Annotated in this window: 17 protein-coding genes and 1 pseudogene; 1 reads left to right on the forward strand and 17 read right to left on the reverse strand. The window is 22.5% G+C overall.

Annotated features, from left to right (window positions below):
• Positions 1-172: 172 nt before the first annotated feature.
• The 10 genes and pseudogenes from AACL04_RS05520 to AACL04_RS02415 form a co-directional block, all read right to left on the reverse strand.
• On the reverse strand, positions 173-247 hold the full coding sequence (locus AACL04_RS05520) for an HNH endonuclease (RefSeq protein WP_422397906.1): 75 nt from the start codon (positions 245-247) through the stop codon (positions 173-175).
• 490 nt (positions 248-737) lie between these two features.
• Positions 738-1,229: a lipoprotein gene (locus AACL04_RS02380; RefSeq protein ID WP_339031079.1), complete on the reverse strand. Its 492-nt coding sequence runs from the start codon at positions 1,227-1,229 to the stop codon at positions 738-740.
• Positions 1,230-1,295: 66 nt separating this feature from the next.
• Positions 1,296-1,622: a hypothetical protein gene (locus AACL04_RS02385; RefSeq protein WP_339031080.1), complete on the reverse strand. Its 327-nt coding sequence runs from the start codon at positions 1,620-1,622 to the stop codon at positions 1,296-1,298.
• Positions 1,623-1,721: 99 nt separating this feature from the next.
• Positions 1,722-1,829 (reverse strand): annotated as a pseudogene (locus tag AACL04_RS05525) (hypothetical protein); the annotation flags it as partial.
• A gap of 23 nt (positions 1,830-1,852) precedes the next feature.
• Complete coding sequence (locus tag AACL04_RS02390; protein WP_339031081.1) at positions 1,853-2,344, reverse strand: lipoprotein; 492 nt, start codon at positions 2,342-2,344, stop codon at positions 1,853-1,855.
• A 66-nt stretch (positions 2,345-2,410) separates the two neighbouring features.
• On the reverse strand, positions 2,411-2,902 hold the full coding sequence (locus tag AACL04_RS02395; RefSeq protein ID WP_339031082.1) for a lipoprotein: 492 nt from the start codon (positions 2,900-2,902) through the stop codon (positions 2,411-2,413).
• Positions 2,903-2,922: 20 nt separating this feature from the next.
• Entirely contained in the window at positions 2,923-5,025 is a 2,103-nt protein-coding gene (locus AACL04_RS02400; RefSeq protein ID WP_339031083.1) for a hypothetical protein, read from the reverse strand.
• 19 nt (positions 5,026-5,044) lie between these two features.
• A complete protein-coding gene (locus tag AACL04_RS02405) occupies positions 5,045-7,804 on the reverse strand; it encodes a hypothetical protein (protein ID WP_339031084.1) in 2,760 nt (919 codons plus the stop codon).
• Positions 7,805-8,306: 502 nt separating this feature from the next.
• Positions 8,307-8,786 carry a hypothetical protein gene (locus AACL04_RS02410; RefSeq protein ID WP_339031085.1) on the reverse strand — a complete coding sequence of 160 codons (480 nt, stop codon included), beginning with the start codon at positions 8,784-8,786 and terminating at the stop codon, positions 8,307-8,309.
• A complete protein-coding gene (locus AACL04_RS02415; protein ID WP_339031087.1) occupies positions 8,714-8,974 on the reverse strand; it encodes a hypothetical protein in 261 nt (86 codons plus the stop codon). The genes AACL04_RS02410 and AACL04_RS02415 overlap by 73 nt, the downstream gene beginning before the upstream one ends.
• 232 nt (positions 8,975-9,206) lie before the next feature.
• Between AACL04_RS02415 and AACL04_RS02420 the strand changes: the two genes are divergently transcribed.
• Positions 9,207-11,765 (forward strand): AAA domain-containing protein, encoded by a 2,559-nt coding sequence (locus tag AACL04_RS02420; protein WP_339031089.1) that lies wholly within the window; start codon positions 9,207-9,209, stop codon positions 11,763-11,765.
• Between the two features lie 644 nt (positions 11,766-12,409).
• Here AACL04_RS02420 and AACL04_RS02425 read toward each other — a convergent pair.
• The 7 genes from AACL04_RS02425 to AACL04_RS02455 form a co-directional block, all read right to left on the reverse strand.
• Positions 12,410-13,930 (reverse strand): hypothetical protein, encoded by a 1,521-nt coding sequence (locus AACL04_RS02425; RefSeq protein ID WP_339031091.1) that lies wholly within the window; start codon positions 13,928-13,930, stop codon positions 12,410-12,412.
• Positions 13,920-14,657, reverse strand: a complete 738-nt coding sequence (locus AACL04_RS02430; protein WP_339031093.1) for an ABC transporter ATP-binding protein — start codon at positions 14,655-14,657, stop codon at positions 13,920-13,922. The genes AACL04_RS02425 and AACL04_RS02430 overlap by 11 nt, the downstream gene beginning before the upstream one ends.
• Before the next feature lie 765 nt (positions 14,658-15,422).
• Positions 15,423-15,761, reverse strand: coding sequence for a hypothetical protein (locus AACL04_RS02435; protein WP_339031095.1), 339 nt, complete (start codon positions 15,759-15,761; stop codon positions 15,423-15,425).
• 245 nt (positions 15,762-16,006) lie between these two features.
• Entirely contained in the window at positions 16,007-16,942 is a 936-nt protein-coding gene (locus AACL04_RS02440) for an ABC transporter ATP-binding protein (protein WP_339031097.1), read from the reverse strand.
• Between the two features lie 22 nt (positions 16,943-16,964).
• The gene (locus tag AACL04_RS02445; protein ID WP_339031099.1) at positions 16,965-18,833 is read right to left on the reverse strand and encodes a hypothetical protein; all 1,869 of its coding nucleotides are present in this window, start codon (positions 18,831-18,833) and stop codon (positions 16,965-16,967) included.
• Between the two features lie 451 nt (positions 18,834-19,284).
• Entirely contained in the window at positions 19,285-20,967 is a 1,683-nt protein-coding gene (locus tag AACL04_RS02450; RefSeq protein ID WP_339031101.1) for a lipoprotein, read from the reverse strand.
• Positions 20,968-21,668: 701 nt separating this feature from the next.
• Positions 21,669-22,505, reverse strand: coding sequence for a hypothetical protein (locus AACL04_RS02455; RefSeq protein WP_339031103.1), 837 nt, complete (start codon positions 22,503-22,505; stop codon positions 21,669-21,671).
• Positions 22,506-22,684 lie beyond the last annotated feature (179 nt).

The raw sequence follows: 22,684 nt of genomic DNA on the forward strand, positions 1-22,684 counted from the left end.
AAAAATTTTGGATAAGCGGTAGTTTTTAACAATTCTATTAAAATAAATTATTAAAAATAAATTAAAATATACAGTATTTAAAAGAAATTAATATAAATTATTAATTATTTATAAAAATTAATTTTATAAAAGAGATAAGACAATAGAATTAATAATGTGCAATAAAATAGTACTATTTATTGCATTTCTTATGCACTGCTTTAAGATTTTCCTTTTGATTTGTACCACCTTGTGCTTTGGGATTTAAATGCTTGACATTTCAGCAATTTTAATTATTAGGTTGTCATCCTTGATATGCACCATATTCCATTTGTTCCTTACATCTACTAAAGCATTTTTTATGACCTCTATCGCTAGTATCTTGTTGTGCTCCGCAATTGCATTTTGGTACATTCTCTCAGGAATGTCTTGCAGTTATTGGTAAATCTTTTTTTGCCTTTTCTTTATTTCATTGTTCTACAATATTATTATATAAAAAAAGCAGACTTTTATAAAGATTTTACTAAATATTAAAATAATTAACTTTTGACTATCTTAGTGAAAAACTATTATTTAAGCTGAACTACTAATAAGTTTCTTATTAGTTTCATATCAAATGATTAATATTTTTAACATTTTTTTGATAGCTTGCAATTTTAATTTACACAATGAATTATTTTTGGTATATAGATATTAAAATAAATTAAAAAAATTTATACATATAGAATTATGTATAAATTAAATTAATATTTGATTTTTTATTCATGGATTGCCTCTTGTTTAGCTCATTTTTGAATTTCCAACATATACTCTTTTGTATTATTATTTAAAGTTTCTTCCTTTTGTCATCCTTCAATATATTCATCAAAGTAGTCGGTATTAACTATAGTATAAGTTTCTTCTGATATTTTTGATTCTAAAGTTTCATATTTTAATTGCAACATTTTATAAGATGTAAAAGCTCTTATAAAAGCTTCATATATTCTGCTTTTTTGTCAAGAATCACTATTTAATTGTATTAATTCTTCTTGTTCTTTATTACATTCATTACATTCATCAAGTTCTTTTTTTCAAATTTCATCCACTTGACTTTTTTCAGAACGATATTTATCTAAAGCTTCTACAATATCATCTCCAGATTTTGGTTGATCTGGTAATTCAAGTTTTTTCTCACTTTGACATGATATAACAGATGTTGAAGTTGAAGCAAATAAAGTTATTGCTGTAAATAAAGTTAATAATTTTCTCATAATTTCTCCTTTTAAATGAATTAATAAATATAGAATTATGTATGAATTAAATTACTATTTTTCTTTTTATTCATGGATTGCCTCTTGTTTAGCTCATTTTTGAATTTCCAACATATACTCTTTTGTATTATTATTTAAAGTTTCATCCTTTTGTTTTGATGCAATAAATTCATCAAAAGTATTTGTTTGTCCTCTAAAGTAAGTCACTTTTGAAACTTTTGAGCTCAAAGATTCATAGTCTAATTGCAACATTTTATAAGATTTAAAAGCTCTTATAAATGTTTCATATACTCTACTTTTCTGTCAAGATTCACTATTTAATTGTATTAATTTTTCTTGTTCTTTACTACATTCATTACATTCATCAAGTTCTTTTGCTCAAATTGCGTTCATTTTTTCTTGTTCCAAAACATAGTTATCTAATGCATCTACAATATCATCTCCAGATTTTGATTGATTTGGTAATTCAAATTTTTTCTCACTTTGACATGATATAACAGATGTTGAAGTTGAAGCAAATAAAGTTATTGCTGTAAATAAAGTTAATAATTTTTCATAATTTATCCTTTTAAATGAGTTAATAAATATAGAATTATGTATAAATTAAATTACTATTTTTCTTTTTATTCATGGATTGCTTCTTGCTTAGCTCATTTTTGAATTTCTAACATATACTCTTTTGTATTATTATTTAAGGTTTCATCCTTTTGTCACCCTTCAATAAATATATCAAAACCTTCTGTTTCAATTCTAGAATAAGTTCCACTTGATATTTTTGAATTTAAATATTCATAATCTAATTGCAACATTTTATAAGATTCATAAGCTCTTATAAATGTTTCATATATTCAACTTTTCTGTCAAGATTCACTATTTAATTTTATTTTATTTTGTTCTTCTTTACTACATTCCTTACATTCATCAAGTTCTTTTGCTCAAATTGCGTTCATTTTTTCTTGTTCCAAAACATAGTTATCTAAAGCCTCTACAATATCATCTCCAGATTTTGGTTGATTTGGTAATTCAAATTTTTTCTCACTTTGACATGATATAACAGATGTTGAAGTTGAAGCAAATAAAGTTATTCCTGTAAATAAAGTTAATAATTTTTTCATAATTTCTCCTTTTAAATGAATTAATAAATATAGAATTATGTATAAATTAAATTACTATTTTTCTTTTTATTCATGGATTGCTTCTTGTTTAGCTCATTTTTGAATTTCTAACATATACTCTTTTGTATTATTATTTAAGGTTTCATCGTTTTGTCACCCTTCAATAAATATATCAAAGAAATCTGTATTTACTATAGAATATGTTCTTTCTAATATTTTTGATTCCAGAGTTTCATATTTCAATTGCAACATTTTATAAGATAAATAAGCTCTAATAAACGCTTCATATATTTTGCTTTTTTGTCAAGCATCACTATTTAATTTTATTTTATTTTGTTCTTCTTTACTACATTCCTTACATTCATCCAGCTCTTTTGCTCAAATCGTATTCACTTTCTCTTGTTCTAAAAGATACTTATCTAATGCTTCTACAATATCATCTCCAGATTTTGGTTGATCTGGTAATTCAAATTTTTTCTCACTTTGACATGATATAACAGATGTTGAAGTTGAAGCAAATAAAGTTATTGCTGTAAATAAAGTTAATAATTTTTTCATAATTTCTCCTTTTAAATTAATTAATAAATATTTGACGATTCAATTTCTATAATTTTGTTTATAGTTGACATAATATCATTATCATAAATTAATAAAGGTATAGTTAAACCTAAACTTGTTTGATAATTATATAAATAAGTTTTATAAACTTGTACATTTATATTACTATTTTGTTTAGCAGCCTTTTTAACGGCATCAAGTGCTAAATCCTGACTTTGATAATAAATAAAGTTAGAACTATCATTTACATCTCTAATTCTATACACAGCATATCTACCATCTGAAATAATATTATCATAAGATAATTTAAAATTTGGATCTCATGTTTTTATTTCATCTCTATGTACATATTTTGCTGTTAATGAAATATTATTATGTAATTTTCTTAATGCTGCTTCTTCACTCTCTCCAGATGATTCTACTTTTCCAAAAGCATCATAAACTATATATTTTTTTTGTAATGTTCTTTTGCTGTTTATAATTTCCTTTTCTTTGGCCTCTTCAAGAGTATTTGCCAATAGTTTACCATCTCTACTTGATAAATCTTGATCTGTTCCATATGAATATTTTAATATAGAACTAAAAGTACCTTGCAGTGGTAAAAAATTATCTAATTGTTCTTTTGTAACATAAAAATCTTCTCTCATTTTATACATTGTTTTATTATCAATTATATAAGGCTCTTTTAATATTCTTTCCTTTATTGGTAAAAAGTCATTATAACTTTGAATTAGTGAATATTTGAAACCTTGATTACCATTAACATCATATAATTTATCTTTTGCAATAGATCCTTCTGTATTTAAATTTAAATTATTATTTTTAAGATCTTTAAAAGTTAATTCCTTATTTGGATTTTCAAAATTTTGCAATCCATTAAAATAATTTGAGAATCATTTACTATAAAAATTTGCTAAATTATCTTGTGTCATATCACTTGATGTATATGCATTTCCCATTTCTGGTGAGAATCATATTTCATCTCCACTTTTTTTATCTTTTGTAGTATATCCTGTAAAAGAAGTACGAGTTTCATCATAATAACTAAAATCATCTAATGTAACTTTTCTATTTTTATAACTAGAATGCATTAAATTAATGTTTCCATTACTACATGATTTTTCATTATATTTAAAATTAAAAGTCTTTGTTAAATAAGGTCTCTTACCTTCATTTTTACTTTGTCAATTAGCTCTAAAATCTCCAAGAAAAGAAGATCAAGAATTAAATGTTTTATTATCTAACATTTCCAAATTAACATAGTCACCAAAACCATAATCATCACTTGCTCCTTGACATTGAACTGTTATTCTATAATCTTTTTTTGGCATAAATTTTATTCTATATTTCGAGTTAGCATCCAATAAATTTTTATAATAACCTTCATAAAATTCTGATTCCAACTCTCTTTTTAATTTAGCAAAACTCTCTTCTTGAGTTCCAAAGAAATTAATTGGTTTAATTGCTTGTTGATTTAATCCTGTTTTTTTATTGACATAATATCCAGAAGTAAATTTTGATATTAAAGCTTCAACATCATTTTGATTGAAAGCATTATAGTACTCATTTGCATAAATATAGTATAAAGATTTATTAATTTTTAGATTATATTTCTCATTATTTTTGGCTTCATCTGGTGTATCAAATCATTCAATTTGATCATAACTGTACTTTGCTTTTACATTTCCTAAATTAGCATAAGTATTCAATGCATTTTCTTTTGATAGAGCTATATTTCCAAAAGCATCTCTATATACTTGACTAAAATTATTTATATTAATATCATAAATTTTTTTATCATCTAATGTCATATGCTCATAATTTTTAATAATTTTTGATGGATTTGAAGAGGTCAATTGCATTTGCACAAAGTTATTTTTTAGAATATACTCATCTAGTTCCTGAGGAGAATTAAATTTCTTTCCATCAAAATAACTATATTCAGTATCTCCAATATATAGTCTATTTTCTTCTATATCCTTATAAAGCTCTTCAATTTGTTGATTTGATAAATTGCGAAATCTTATATTACTAATATTGTTTTCACTAGTAACTAACGGTAGTATAGTTGAACTACTTAATACCAGAGCTAAACTTACTTTATATAATAATTTTTTAAACATGTTTTTTTTCACCCCTCTTTTAATAAACTTCATGAGTTTGTTGCTCAATTCATTTTCTAAATTCTCATTCATTTAAAAATATATTGTCTTTAAAATCAAAGGTTTTTAACTCACCATTTTGATTAATTACTTGATAATTAATATTATTATCTAGATAAGTTAATAATTGATTTAATGTTTTAAAATACTTATTTTGTCCATAAAAATCCAACTTATAAAAATCATACTGACTTCCTTGATATTCTTCTAAACTATTATAGATTGAAGTTTTTATTAGATCACTGTTAATAATTAACTTAGATTCAATCGGTTGATTTGTTTTAATGAAAGAAATAATTTCTTCTTCACTATCCTTATAAATTTTTTCACCATTTTTCATTATATAAAAATATTTTTTATTAAATTTAGAATTAGCAATGTTTTCTTTTAAACTTGATATTGCATCATACTTATTTTCAAAAGCATTTCCAAAACCATCTAAATAATATTCTTTTTTATGCATTACATATTCTTCTTTAAATAGCTGTTCAATAAATATTTCTTTTTCTTTATCTAAAGCTTCTTGATATTCAGATCAAGTATATCCACCTGGTGAGTTTACGGGCTTATTAAATTTATCATTTGTTAATGTATAAACCTTGCTTTTGTTCATAATACTTGCAAATATTTTCCTTGAAGAAAAGTAATTTTGAGGATTTTTGTAAGCATCTAATATTAACTCTTCTTCTGCTGTATCTTTATGCAAATAATACTTATTTTTAAACTCATAAATAGTTGTTGATGTTGACTCTGGATTTTTTGGAACTAAATAATTTATTGCTGAATCTGAAATTTTTATAACGTTTACTTTTGGATTTGGTTTTTTAATTGATATATTAATTAAAGGAATTTTAATTGTAGGCACTGTATAAAATAATGATGTATTTTGATCTAATTTTGCTTCAAAACTAACTACTGACATAAAACTTAAAGCTTGGCTTATACTCCATGCCTTTCCTACTCAACTTAATCCAGATATTAAACTAGTAGCACTGGCTTTTGAATTATAATTCTTATTTGTAAATCCTTTAAAACCAATTCCCTTATAAATATCTTCACTTTTACTTTCAATTTCCTTTTGATTTTCTTTATGAATCTCTTCCATGCTACTATCTATTTGCAACTGAGAAGTATTTTTATCTTTAAAGGTATCTTCAGTTTTTTTCTTATTTTTGCTTAACTTTTCAAGTGGTTCCATTACAGTTTCTGCTATTTTTTGAAATTTTACAACTCCATCCAGTAATCTTTTATTTGCACCACCTTCTGAATAAAATTTATTCACATTTATAAAAAGAGAATATATATCTTCAAAACTACTTTCTCTTAAAGATTCCAATCCATTTTCAGAATCATTTGAAAAAACATTTTCAACCATTTCTTCTTGTGAATTAATTATATCTGCTAATATATATACAAATGATTTTTCTAACTCTTCATAAGAAACACCAATTCTATGTACTCTGCTTTTAATTAATAATTTATTAAATACAACTAGCAATTTATTAAAATTTGTAAATTCTTTATCTTTAATAAGATTTAAATCTAATGATGCATCAGCAAAATATTCATAAGCAATTTCTTTAATTATAAATTCTAATTCCTCCTTGCCTTTTTGACTCCACTCAATATTCTCTCTTAAATACTTTAAATATTCAAAAGAGGCAAAATTACTTTCCTCATCCTTATTTGGTTTATGAATTCAAGGCAAAACAATATCTATGACAGTACTTGTCATTGATGATAAACTGACAGCATAACTGTAAGCAATTAAAGGATTAATATCAACTGAACCAGTTTGCTCAAATTTAATATTATTATCTTTAATTTCTTCAGTTGATTCAAAGTATTTTGGACCAACTAAATAACCATTTTGTAAATTAAGATTTCCTACTTGTGCTCAATAAGATTTTTTATCTGCATCTAAAACTTCTTTAATATGCTCTCTAGATAATTTTGGATCTAAAGGTTTTATTAAATTTTCATATTCTAAGTAGTTATAATCGGAAAAAGATTTTCCATTATATTCAAAACCAGTTGTCATATTTTTTCTTAATCAAGATTTAATTTCTGTTTCTGTTTGACATATTCCACTTTGCAAATAGCAAGTAGTTTTATCATCACTTTTTTCCAACTCTTTTAGCTTAATTTCTTCATAGTAAGATCTTGCATCACTTTCATTGTTTGTTTCTTTACCTTCAACGAAAATTGATGATTCATAATTAAAGTATGTTTCTAAAGCATTATCTCTTGAAAGATATGCTTGATTATCATGACCCCTATAAACTTTGACCTCTTCTTCTACATTAGAAGTTACAATATCAGAAGAAAGTTCTCCAGAAGCATTAATTGTATAATTGCCTGGATTTCTCATTGTCTTTTCTTCTGTTATTTTGAATTTCTGATTTATATATAAATCTAACTCTTCTTTTGTGTTAAATAACTGATTGTCAAATTTAAAAATATTTGTTTCGTAGTTAAAAGTTCTTTGTGCTTCATTATAAGCATAATTATAAACTTCTTCTTTTGTTAAAAACTCTTTACCTGCAAAACTATAACCTATTGGTTGAGGTTCTACAATATTATTATTTGTTAATACAATACTAATTGGAACTATTGTTCCAATAGTTCCAATAGATATAAGTGAAACAATAGAGAGTCTCTTTTTTGTTAATCACTTGGCATTTTTTGATTTAAATATTTTATTTACTAATTCAGTGAAATTATTAGTCTTTTTTCTCATTTTTCTTTCTCTTTTGAAAATAAATTAAATAAGCGTAATAGAGTTTTTTTCATCTAATTGCTTTATTTACTAAATTTTCCTCCCCTTATTTGCTGAATTTTACTCTTATGTGCATTAGTAAAAACGTCACATAGTTATTTTATACACCTAATTTATTACAAAAGCAATATTTTTACCATAAATTTAATAAATTTTGGAAAATTTTGTATTAATCTTAAATGTCCATTTTATAATGCTATACATAAATGTAATAATTTGTTAACTATAATTAGTAACATTGTGCTTGTAATATTCAACTTTAAAAACAGCTTCTTATTTGAAAACAAAAAAGACCAGTTATTAAACTGATTATTTAAAATATGAAAGAACAATATTTTATTAAATATTTATTTTATTAAAATTATAAATTGTATCTAATTCAATTATTTCAAAATAATTTGTCATTTCTCATTAAAAATTCTTTGATAAGACTTTTTAATTCGTTTTTTAAATAAATTTCTTTTTACTCTCTAATTATTGTCAAAGAATTACCAAGATCTCAATCAAGATTTGAAAAATAAGGTATAATTAGGCTTCCTCCATTTATCCATACTTTTGTATAGAATATAAAATGTAGTCTAAACAGTTTTTCTATCTCGTTATAACTTCACAATGTTCCTGCTTTTACACTATATCCAACTAGACCAATTCTAAAAACTCATAAATCATTGCTATATTTTCTAGCTGATTCAATATTATTTACATCTCCTTTAACTTCTTCATAATATTTATAAACAAATCCCTGTTCGTTTGATTTATCAGTACAAAATGATGACCCAAATTTTAATGTTGGCTCTGCAGAAGTTCTATTTCATCATCGTTTAGTAAATTCCTTGTATTTAGGTTCATCATCAAAACCCAATGTAATAACTAAATATTGCTCAACAACTGGACTACCAATTGAACTGGCATAACCGCTATCTGATAATCATAAAGAGCTCATTTTCAAGTAAGAGATTCATTATTACTAATCGGATCTACTTCATAAACAAAATTTTCAGATTCTGAAGTGCAATCAATAAATATTTCATTTTCGGATTCACTTCTATAATTTGCTTCAACTTGTCTTTCCTCGATTAATACATTACTAATAATTGGACTTGCACCACTATTCATATGGATGCAGTTCATAATAAACATATCATTTTAGATATTTTTATTTCCTTTTCCTTAACTCCATAAGTACCTACAAATAATATATCAATTGGTCAAATAAAAATAGTTTATAAGTACTTATGGTGATTTTTTAACACCAATATTTGTAACTAAAACTATTATTATAATAAAAAGTGTTATTAATTCAATTATCTACCTTTAGCAATTTGCAATATTTGCAGTTATAATATATTAAGGAGTTTAAATAATGTCTAGGGAAGAAAAGATTTTTAATTATTGAATAAAACTTTTAAATGACTTATTTAGTTTAGATCAAAAACAAATAGAAAAAGAAAATCTATTAAATTCATCTAAAATAAAAAATCAATTAGCAGTTACAAAAAATGATAATAATAGTGTTTATAGCAGTATAAGGTATTTTTTTAATAAACATTTTCAAAATAACTATAAAAATTTAAATAAAGAAAGTGTTTTATATTACTACATAAATAGCTCTTATAAAAACTGAGACAATATAAAAAATAGAAATTTTATATACCCTTTTGGAATAAATAATAGTCAAAAAAAAGCTGTGGAAAATGCTTTTAAATCTAATTTTTCTATAATTCAAGGTCCACCAGGAACAGGAAAAACTCAAACAATATTAAATATTGTTTCAAATATTCTTTTAGATAAAAAAACAGTTGCTATTGTTTCAAATAATAATTCAGCTATTGATAATATATTTTATAAACTGAATCCTAAAATTAAGAATAGCAATAAATATGAAGAACAGCTAGAAGTAATTTGATTCTTGTCTTCTTTTTTAGGGTCATTTTCAAAAAATAGGAATTACTTTACATTAGAAATGCAAGAAAAAATAGTACTTGCAAAAGAAAAATGAAAAAAAGCATTTGAAAACTCCAATGTAAATATGGAAATTAGTGTGCAAAATAGTAAATTTCAAGTACTAGTTGAAGAAATTGAAGAAATTGAAATCTTAAAGAAAAAAATATTAAGAGATGAAAAAGTATTACCTAAAGTTAAAAAAGAAAAAGAAATATATGAATCAAAAATTATATTAAAATATAAAGATAACACTAATTTATTGAAATTATCCCTTGATAAATTAAATAAATTTTATATTAAAATTAAGGTCTACAAAAAAGATAAGCTATCATGATGATTTAAATTAAAAAATAAATTTAAATATAAGCTACCTAAGAATTTTTTTAAATACGACTTCATATCAGAAATATACTTTCACGTTTTAAATAAAAAAACTCAAGAACTAAAAGAAAACTTAATTAAAAATAAAAAATTATTAAATGAGATTGATAAAAATCAATTAGATGACTTAATAAAAATATCAAAAGAAATATTATATAACTCTATTTATGAAAACTATATGTCTGAGGTAAAAATAAACTTAACAGCAAATAACTTTACTGAAGTTAGTTCTGAATTTATAAGATTACTTAATAAACAACCAATAGTTCTAAGTACAATTTTTTCATTAATAAATTCTAAACCAGCAGATGTACTATATGATTATTTAATAATAGATGAAGCTTCACAAACAGACATATTAGCTAGCATTGCTTCAATGGCTTGTGCAAAAAACATAATAGTAGTTGGTGATTTAAAACAGTTATCTCAAGTCAACTCCCCTAACTATAAAAATTACTTTGAAGAAAATAAACTATTTTTAAATGAAGGATATGAATACTGAGAAAATAATATTTTGAAATCTCTTATAAAAATATATGGTGAAAAGATTCCTAATCAACTATTAAGAGAACATTATAGATGTGATCCTGCTATCATTGAATTTTGTAATCAAAAGTACTACAACAATGAACTGATTATTATGACTGAATCAGAAAATGAACAAAGTCCTTTTGAATTAATAGTTGGTGAATCTTTATACTATACTGACACAAATAACTCTAAAACTAGTAAAAAAGAGTTAGAAAATATTAAACAATATCTTAGTGATAATAAAATTAATGACATAGGAATTATTAGCCCTTTTAGAGATCAAGCTAATATCTTAAATAAACAATTAGGTACAGATAAGATAATTGCTAATACAATTCATGCTTTTCAAGGACAAGAAAAAGATTCAATACTATTTGCTGTTACAAGACAATCAATAAAAGGAAAAGGTGATTTTGTTTCTAATCCAAAATTAATAAATGTAGCTGTTTCAAGAGCAAAAAATAAGTTTATACTTGCATATTCAAAAAATATTATTAGTTGTCCTGACAATGATATCAAAGACTTAATAAATTATATTCAATTTAATTTTCCAAATAGCAAAGAAGTTTATAAAAAGAATACTGAGTTTTATATTTTATCAAAAGAATATAATAATGATTTAATAGAGTTTATTAAAAACTATAATAAAAACCACTTCAATGGTGCTAAAGAACCAACTGAAATAATAATACATACAGTTCTAGAAAAAATTATATCACTGGAAGAATTTAATAACTTAGATGTTACCCTATTCAAAAAATTAAGTCATATTATTCCTAAAGCTATAGAGAATGATATTTTTAATAAAAGAGAAAAAGAATTTTTAAATCATCACTGATCTCATATTGATTTTCTAGTTTATGATAAATTTAGTTTTGAACCTGTCTTAGCAATTGAAGTGGATGGATATACATTTCACAGAAAAGAAAAACAAAAATGAAGAGATAACTTAAAAGATAAAGCTTTAAAAATTCAAAATATACCTATCATGAGAATTAGTACAGATACATATAAGAAAATTGGACTTTCAATAATTAATAAAATAAGAGAAATAAAAAATAAATAGAGAACTTTAATAATTGAATAATCTTTAATTTATTTTAAAAACAATCTTCACCTTTTTAGAAACTCAAAATCATATCATTGGTTTAAAAAAATATTTTTAGAGTTAATTTTAAAATCAGTTCTAATAAACATGCAAAATAGTTTTTAATTACAATCAAATAAGTAGAGTTATAAATTTAATAATATTTGCTTAAAGAATAAATAACTTTGCCTTTAAAATATTAATCACTAAAAAAACTAATAAAATTTAAAATAAATTATTCTCTGTTTATTAAAAAATCATTAAAAAAATTTTAAGTCAAATACTTTTAAAATTTGAATATTTTATTAATAAATATATCTATTTTATAATTGTGAAATATAATACTTAAAAAATATTTAACTTTTTGCTTTATATAATGTTTTATAATAGTCAAAACAAAATAAAAGTAAATTCATTGAATGAATTTACTTTTATAAAAACTTTATCCTTTTATAATTTAACTATCAATTTTCAAGAGAACAATAAAATATTATTCTGCTTCTAATATTATTTTTAATTTAAACTTAATTAATCAACTACTTTATGTCAATAGTTTATCTTAATTATTTAATTTATTAATTTAAATGGCCCTTTTCATTTATATAAATTTTTAAATATTTTTCCTAATAGCTTTTTTTATTAATAAAAATTGAATATGCACCAAAAATTAGGATTAAAGATATTAATGTATAAGTTATATATAATATTTCTACCTTCAAGAATCTTTTAGCTTTTAAATTTGTTATAGTTATTTCAGATTCTTTTGAATAACTCTTAATATTGTTTAAACTTGAAAATAGCTTCTGGCGTGCCCCTATTTGATTAATTAATACATCATTTTTATAATCCACTGATTGATACATCAATGAAAAATGTCTAAGAGGATTAAATACATTTTTAATATTTTCAACCTTTTGAGCATTAATAATATCTTCGGTTGTTATTACAGAACCTTCCATCTTAGTAAATGGTCTTTCTAAAATTATATAATATACTTTATTCATAAGTGTTCTTGTAAATAAATACTCATCAGGGCTATAGTTATTCTTAATTTTTTCTTGTAAATCTAAATTTAAATTAATTTTTTTTGGTTTATAAGACAGATCTAATTCTTGATAGAACAAATAGTTTACAGCATCTTTATTAATAAAATTATAAACTTCATGATACTCTATGCCATTTTTTGCTTCTATAGCTTTATTTGTTAGTTTTAATATTTCTTCTGAATTAGTAGTATACTCATTAGAAAATTCATAAACATTTTCTCATGTATTTATCTTTGATTCTGAAAAAAGAGATTCAATTTCAAGAGAGATATCTTTAAATACTACAGCTTTATTTTGAACCTCCAATTCTCAAGTTTTATAACCAGCCATTACTTCTTCAATATCCATAGACATAAATTCAGGTTGCTGTAAAGCAAAGTGAATATTTGATATTTTCTCACTTTTTTTTATTTCCTCAAATTGCTGATTTGCATAACTAAAGTTCATTGCCATATTATTAAATTGTTTAATATTTGAAGAGGAATTAAAACTTGATATCATTCCTAATAAACTAACCACTACCAACAATAACACTGAAAATAATGTAGCCAGTGTACCAATAATTGATTCTCTTTTTAATAACATTGAGAATAAAATAGTCACTGAGAAAACCATTAAAACAAAAATAGAGTATCACCCATATACTGAGATGTATATCTTATATACTAAAATATTTGCATTACCATTCGCTAAAAAAATTGAATAGAAAATAATTGACTTAAGTAAACTAATAAGTAAAAAAGAAAACAGAACAATTAATATAAAAATAACTCTACTAAAAAAAATACTTTTTTTAGTAATTCCATATCTTAACTCAAGTTTATAAGTATTATCAACTATTTGATTTAATAGTATTGTCAAACTGTAAAAAATTGTAATAAATAAAAATATTATAGAGTTTATTATAATAATTAAATTAATTGACAAATATATATTTTCTACACTTTTGTTTGTATTTAAAATTAAAGACGAGATAAGTTCAGATACAAAAATAGATAAGAATGTTATTACATATATTAATCAATTTGTCTTTTGATTTTTAAATATAATTAATTGATTAATAAAAGTAATTTTAAGAGAATTTTTTTTATTTTTCATTCATATACTCCTCTAAACTATTTTTTATTTCCTCAGCATTGTTTGAACTATATTTATTAAATATCTCATTAATATCATCACTCTTATTAAATTTTTTATTATATGTAATTTGACCTTCATCCATAATAATTACATGGTCAATTAATTGCATTACTTCCGAGATTAAGTGAGTAATTATAACTATGATAGTATCCTCAGACTTTAATTTACTAATTACATCTAAAATAATTGTTTTATTTTTAATATCTAAATTCGCTGTAGGTTCATCAAAGAAAATAATCTTTGGTTTAAAGAGCATACAAGCATATAATGATAATAATTTTTTTTGTCCTGCTGACAAATTTTTAATTTTAACTTTTCAATATTTTTTTACATCAAAAATACTTGCTAAATAATTAACTCTATTATTATATTCTTGTTTTGAAAGTAAGTTGATATTTACTAGTATCTCAATAAAATTTCTTACACTAATATCATTAGGCAGTTCATTATTTTCTGTAAAAAAATATCAATCTCTAAAATCAATATTTTTTTGTTCCAAATTATCTAATTCAATTTCCCCTGATGATTTACTCAGCTCATTAAAAATTATTTTTGTTAATGTAGTTTTACCTACTCCATTATTTCCAAAAAGTCCATAACAATTCCCTTTTTCTAAAGATAAGGAAATGTCTTTAAGAATTTTTTTGTCTTTAAAGTTCTTATTTATTTTATTTATTTTTAGCATTTTATTTTCCTAACTATATATTTATTAGTTGAGGTTAGTTCCCACCTTATAAAGATTCATTAAATTTAGTATGATCTTAATTAAATTAGTTTTCAAACCATAATATTCCTTATTATCTATAATAAGAGTAGAAAAATTTATAGAGTAAATACAGAAAATGTATTAATGACTCTATTTTTTTCAAGTTATCTTTTTAATTATTGTAAAATTAAAATAATTTTACAATTCATGTTTATTGTTAAATAAATTAAAATGTATTATAGTAATTTATACTTTTATTACTAAATTTTTAGAATAATTTCACTTTATTAATAAATACTTATTATTCTTAATTAATACTTATTAATCTTTAGTAATTAATAAATTAATACCAATAAAATATTTTTATATGTACAAAATTTATTTATACAAAATTATTATAATGTATATTTCTAAATAAAACATAAGATATTATAAATTCTAAGGGAACTACTTATTAAGCTATCTTTTATTTGAGAGATATATTTTATAAATAAGTATATTAATATAGAGATACTAATTCAAAATATTACATTTATAACTTAGACTACCTATTCCTTAACTCTATTTTATTTTAGAAAGGTTTATAAATATTTATTATAAATTTTTATATAGTATTTTAGCCTGATTTCTCTAACACTCTACTTTCTCATACTTAGTCAAAATAAAACCTTTTTTCAATCACAAATATTTTAATATTTGTGAGTGAAAAAAGGTTATGCTATAAAGTAATTTAAAACATTAGAATTAATCTTCTCATATTTCTTCTTCTTCATTAAAATATTTAACAGGATTTTGAAAATGTTTAAGTAATTTTTTATTTAAATAGGAACTGTTACTTTCATCATTTATATCTGTAATTGTAAAATGAATTTTATTTTTTATCTGATTTGGACAACTACATAATTTTCACTCTTTTGGTTTAAAAACACTAACTACTTTTTTATTAACTACAATTAAAACTAAATCAACTTCACTAATTATTTCTGCTTTAGCAGTTCAACATCCATTTGAAATATCATATATTTCATCTCTAGTCATTAATTCATTATATCTTTTTGAACAATTTAAAATAACACCTTTCATTTTTACTTTTCCTTCTTAATCACTTATATTTTATATGATATTTTTAATAAATGAAAATTTAAATTACTTTCTAAAAATTTTTATTTCTGAGTAATAAGTAATTCTGTTCTACATATCAACAAGCATCTTTGCGCTCTATTATAATCAATAAATCGATGCTTTATGAATAGAATGGATAATCCTTCTATTGAGAAGATCGGTCTCTTTAAGATTGTTAATTCCAATTCTTTTGTAAAGCTCATTTTTTATTTGACTTCTATATTTTGATTTTCTAAAGCTTTATGAATTGACTCCATATTTATTGGCAATTTTACAAGATTTATTAATGGCAAGTTATTTTTTATTAAATATAAGAATAAGTAATTAATCTGACGATAGTTTTTAGCTGCAATTACTAAGGAGTTTTCATCTCTATCATATTTAAAGGATTTAATATTTTCTTGTAATAAAAAATCTCTAAATTTTTCTACATCAAATAAATCTTTAATAAATAATTTATACTTGGAGTAAATGTTTAATGTCTCTTTTGTACCTTCAAATATTTTCTGACCACTTTCTAAAATAATATACTCATCAATAATATCTGAAATTTCATCAATATTATGAACAGTAATAATTATTGTCTTACCTTGTTTTTTAAACTCTACTAATAAATTTTTAACTTTATTTCTTCAATATGAATCTAAATTTGCTCCAGGTTCATCCATAATAATTATTTCAGGATCTTTTATAAAGCATAGAATTAAATTGATTCTATTTTTCATTCCCCATGAAAAATCTTTAACTTTTTTATTTCTATGATTTCAAACATCAAAGTATTCCATTCAATACTTAACCTTTTCTTTTATTTTGCCTTTTTTTACTCCCATAATTAAACAACTATCTTTTAAAAAGTTATACGCAGATATATCATGTAAAGCAAAATCCATTTGAGTATAATATCCAATCATTCTATTTGCTTTATGATAACTTCTTGATTTTCTTTTTATATTATTAATTGTTATTTTACCTTTATATTTTTTAATTATTCCCAATAGTGCATTTAAAATAACAGTTTTACCACTACCACTAGTACCTAATAGTCCAACAATTTTACCTTGTTCAATTTGAAAGCTTATTGGGCCTACTTTATTTGACTTAAACTTTTTAATAAAATTATCAAATATAATTAATTTTTCCATTTTATTCTAACCTCATTTTCTATTATTGTAAATCTAAGGAATTAAATTTATAAAATGCTATGGAGAATAAAATTATACTAATAACTCCTTGAATAACTAAATACCAGCATGGATTTGTTCCACTATCATAAGAAGTTTTATCAATTGAACCATTCTTAACTTTTAAATCATATGTGCTATAAGGTAAAAGTATATTTTTTTGTGAGTCTAGTGAGATATAAGACTTTAATTGTGGGTCAAATCAAATATCTTCATAACTTAGACCAGAGTAATAAGTATAATTTACAAATACATTTGATAAAAAATTAAAATGAAAGAGCATATTATAAATTTTTCTTGTACTTACATAATCATTTCACTCCTGACTTGATTCATTTAATTTATAGCTTGTTGCAACAACATAATTTGAAGTGTAATTAATAAAATAATCTTCAAGAATTCTTGTAGTAATCATTAAGGGATTATAAATTGAAGAAAATATTTTCTCATTTGAGTTATAATTTTCATCCATATCAGCTTCAACTACTCTTTGACCATCTTCATCTTGAATTCTTAAACCATTTAAATTCATAAAATGATTTTGATAGATATCTTTTAAATAAGAAATATTAAAACTTCTCTTATCTAAAGAAGCATCATCTTTTAAATTATTACTTGTTTGCCCTTTTCTAATTAATTCAATATAGCCTTTTTTTTCTTCTGTTATAGCTCCTTGCTCATCTACTGATTGTCAACACGCACTTGGATCAACATTATCACATGAATCTAATTGAATATAATCATCAAATAAGTAATAAAACTTTTGTTGAAAGTGAGTAGTATATGAATTAATGTAATTATTAAATTCTAGTAGTTCCTTTAAGATTTTAAACTTGTTATAACCATTTTCATCATTAAAGTTAGGATCACTATTTTTAATTTTATTTTCTAATTCACTAATACTAATAAATTTATATTTTAAATAAGTCTCCAGCCTTATTTCATCATCAAATTTCAAATCTGAAAGAGCTGAGTCAAATGGAACTGAAGATATTTTAGCATCAAAGCGAATTTTTAATGGTTCATCATCAATTATTCCTAACTCTTTTCAAAAGTTTTTTCTATTCTCTATATTTTTAGTTTCACTTATTGTGCTTATTCGATATTGATTCTCTAAGAAGTTATCAACAATATATTTACTTAAATTAGGATAAGCTATTTGGGATTTATTAACATTAGAGATTAAATCAAATGAGTTATAAATATTATCTGTTCTTAAGATAACAGTTCCTGCATCTCCTGAAAAACTTATATTTTTTGATTTTTCTGATGTCTTTAAAAATTGATATGGTAATGATGAAATAAAGCTAAATGACATTATTAAAGTAACTATAATTATTGATGCTTGCTGTGAAAGTACTGATAATAGAAATAATACAAAATTTGATAATAAAATTATAATTAGAAATAAATATAATGTATAAACCATAGATATCTTAAGAACGACTGGATTATTAAAGTTAGTAACTGCAATAATTAAAAAATTAATAGTAAATAGTATAAAACAATAAACTCAAATAACCATGTTTGTTGTAATAAATAATTTAGATCTTTTTAAATGTTGTGTAGAAATAATATTTATTGTTTTATCAGTTTTTTTAATATGAAAAAAATAATTTAATAATCTCATAGAAATTAAAATAACAATAGCACATGTATGTATCAAAACGTAATAGTTAAATACAATAACTTTCATATCAGAAGTTGGAAATATCATTAACATTAAACCAACTAATACTGATAGACTCATAGATATTAAATACATTATCATAAAAGTCTTTTCTCTTAAAATACTTTTAAATTGATATTTAAAAATTGTGAAAAAACTAATATTCATTTTAATATCTTTCATAATTTCTCTCCTTTTTTATTTTAAATTTTGTTACTAAGAAAATTAATTAACAAGTTTAGTAAGTTTTACTAAGAAAATATATATTTTATTAAGGTATTATATTGTTTGCCTATTTTAATTTTAAAAACTTTAGGAATCATAGTAAATGTAAAAGACTCTGATCCCTTTATAAAATGAATAATATAATCAATTCATATATTTAAAAAAGAATTGCTCCTTTTAAAGTTAATAACTATTTATACTCTTAAAGATAAAGTGCCCTGTTTTTAAATTGTTTAATACTATTTTTTAAATGGGATATCTGAAAATTTGCATTTTAAAATTAATTTTAAACAAAAAACAAACTATTTAAGTTTGCCTTTTACCAGAAACATATTTACAGTTTTGACAATATGTTTAATATTTACAAAAAATAAACTCTATTCTTTAAAAATTATGACAATATCTATTATTATTTTGAGTATCCTTGAGAAAATAAAACAGTTCTTTTATTTATGTTTACTGTGTAGCTTGATTTGAAATAATCCATTTCAAATGCAACCGATAATTTATAACCACCTAAGTAGCTATCTTTAAATAAAGTATATGCATCTCCTGAATTATAAGCATGTTTAATAATATGAGCATATTTTCCATCTTGGCTATCAGCAGTTCATGATATGTTAAATAAAAACTGACTCTGTTTTGAATTTGAAATTAATTTATCTCTCTCTGTTCTTAAATTAGAATGCTCTAAGTTTACGAAACTATTGATATTTTGAGTTTTATTTTCTATCCCTAAAGAAGATCATTTATTAAATAATTGTGAATTTCTAGAAAAGGAGAATATTATATGTTCTTGATCATAACTTGCACCAGATCACTTAACTGTTTGATAAATATCGCCAAAAGCCTTAGTTGCAACTTTGAAATTTTCTTTTAGTACATTAACAAACTCGCTACTTTTTCTTGATACCACTTCTCTATTTTGAAAATATCCAAAACTTAAAGATAAATTGGGTATATCAATCTGTTCTTGATCATTAATTTTATAATTAAGATTAGTTAAAGTTATTGAATTGAATTTAATAACTGAGTTTATAAAAACATTCATATTTTCATTATTACCTAAATTCAATGAAATTTGATTTAATTTAGATGATAAGTTATCTTTCATGTATTCTTCTGAAATATTTTCAGTAGAAGAAATCAAACTTTCAATATTTGCATCATTTGATTCTCTATTATCTAAAAATCTTTTTAATTCATCTTCTCCAAGCTTATTTTCCCTGTAGGATAATAAATTCTTAAGATTAGTAAAAGACTTTTGTTTAGATATTGTTAAATCAATGTTGAACTCATCTTTTACAAATTGTAAAAACTTATTTGAATAACTTGAATCATTAAAGTAATTCATAATTTCATTATTATTCTGTTCCAAAAATGTCTTATTACCTAAATTTAAATCTGTTGAATAAACTCTACCAATATCATTTAATAGAAATTTTTCTTCAACACCATTGTACATATCCTGAATATTTCCACCAATTTCTTCATCATCTGTTATAGAAATAACATTTGGTACATCTTGAATTTTATACTCTTCAAATTCTCCTGTTTTATTTTGATAATTAACTGATACTGAATAATTGAATTTAGTTGTTCCAAATCATATTCTCTTATTACTCTCTTCGTATGACTTAGTTTTAATTTCAATCTGCTCATTAGGAACTATAACTAGTTCTTTAAAAACAGAACTAGTTCCTGCTAACAGAACTGAATATTTTTCAACCTTATTTAAATCATTTATTTTTTGTTTTAATTCATTTAGTTTAAATAAATTATTAAAATCTTCAATAATAATTGATCTTACTTCATCATCTGCAGTTTTAATACTATCACTTCCCATAAAGTCTTCAAATTTCTGTTTTGTAAAAAATTTTAAATTACTTCCTGGTTTATCTATTAGTAAAAAATTTTTATTAGTATCTGCAATATGTTCATTTAAAATCTTATTTACATCATTTTTAAACTCCTTTATCAGTGATTCAAGTTCTAAAACTGGTGGAGCTACTTTATTTCCACAAGCCATAACGGTTAAACTTGGTGTACTTATTAAACCAATAGCACTTAATAAACTTAATAATTTTTTCATATATTTTATTCCTTTTCATTTTTACTATTCTATTTAAAAAAAAAAAAAAAAGCAAAGCAAATTACAACACTTAAAAATGTTTTATTAACTTTAAAACATTTTTAAGTGTTGTAATTATTTTAAGATATAAAAAATTTTCTCAACAAATAAAGGCTATATTAATGCAAAAACTGAGATAATTTTAATGACTTTACTATATTTTTAACTAATTAGTTTAAAAATATAGTAATTTAAAAGTCAATAATACTTAAATTTAGAATAATAACTAGAGTAAATAAATTATTTTGACTTATTCTGTTAGAAATAATTATACTAACTATTATCGCTTGTAATTTCAAATAATCTAGACTGTGTTTTAATTGAAGCCTGTACTCAATTCAAAATATATAAAAAAGTTTTATTTTAAATGCACTTACTGTTTTTTATATGAAATATTTATATCCTTCCCTTTCACTTAAAGATTATCTTTTATCTCTAAATTAAAATTCTCATTTTATCATCCATTTTTTTGTTGAACAATTTAGGTAATAACAAAAAAAATTTATAGTAGTTTAATATCTTTTTTTAAATACTTAGTCAAGTTAAGATAAATCTTTTAGTAAATTTACTAAAAAAAGAAATCGCTTCAAATCTTATTACTGACTTAAATATAATTAAATAAAAAAAATTTATCTTATAAAAAGATAAATTTAAAAGTAAAACTAGGCAAATTCAGACACTCAAGCATATATTACAAAAATAGCTCCAACTGCTGCAAATGCTGCTGGAACAGCTCATGATGAAGCTGTTACTGTAGTTTCTGTAATAATTAATACTGGATAAACAATTTCTTTAAATGCTGACGCAATAGTTCTAATATTAAGAGCTCATGCTACAGAACTAAGTAAATTTGGATCTAAATTATGTTTTTGTCTATAAAATCCAATTGATGCTGAAGCCACTCCAAGTGAAGCACTTGTAGCTGAGGCTGCAACTGCTCAAGGAATACTAATTCCAAATCACCAAGCTGCTGCTCAAAATCCTGCTGCAGCAATACCTGCTACAACTGCTAATGAAGATAAAGTATTTTGTGCTATTGCAAGATCTCTTGAGAATTTAGTTAATGAAGCTTTAGCTTCTTCCAGACTTTCAATATTTTTTGATTTTGAAAAATAATTAAAAGAATTGTAAGAAACATTATTTACTTTATCACTATTTCTTAAATTATTAATTTCAGAACCATATGTATTTTCATATTTTTTTGTCATTTCTGATAAACTAATATTAATTTCTTCAAGAGATAAGTTATTACTTTTTACATCATCATAATATTTTAAAGATTCCTCACGCGCCTTTAATATCATGTCCTTGTTTTCACTTGATTCATCCAATATTCCATCAAACATTGTTAATAAGCTTTCTTCCATTTTATTTCAATTAATTTCATTACCACTTATTTCAAGATTTGAATTATTTCTATATTGATTAGCTAAAACAACTGAATTTATTCCTGTTACTCCCAATGTTAAAGCTGATACCATACTAATTAATTTTTTCATTTTTTGTATCCTTTCTTATATTTAAAACAAAAATTTACTTATTCATATCCCTCTTTTCTATACTTGGAATTATTATAAAAAAAATTTACTTATTATTTTAAATAAATAATAAGTAAATAAGTGTTTATATAAATAAAATAAAAATTATAAATTTTATTAAAAGAGTAAAATTATTTACT

The sequence above is a fragment of the Spiroplasma endosymbiont of Cantharis nigra genome (assembly GCF_964019925.1).
Lineage (GTDB): Bacteria > Bacillota_I > Bacilli_A > Mycoplasmatales > Mycoplasmataceae > Spiroplasma_A.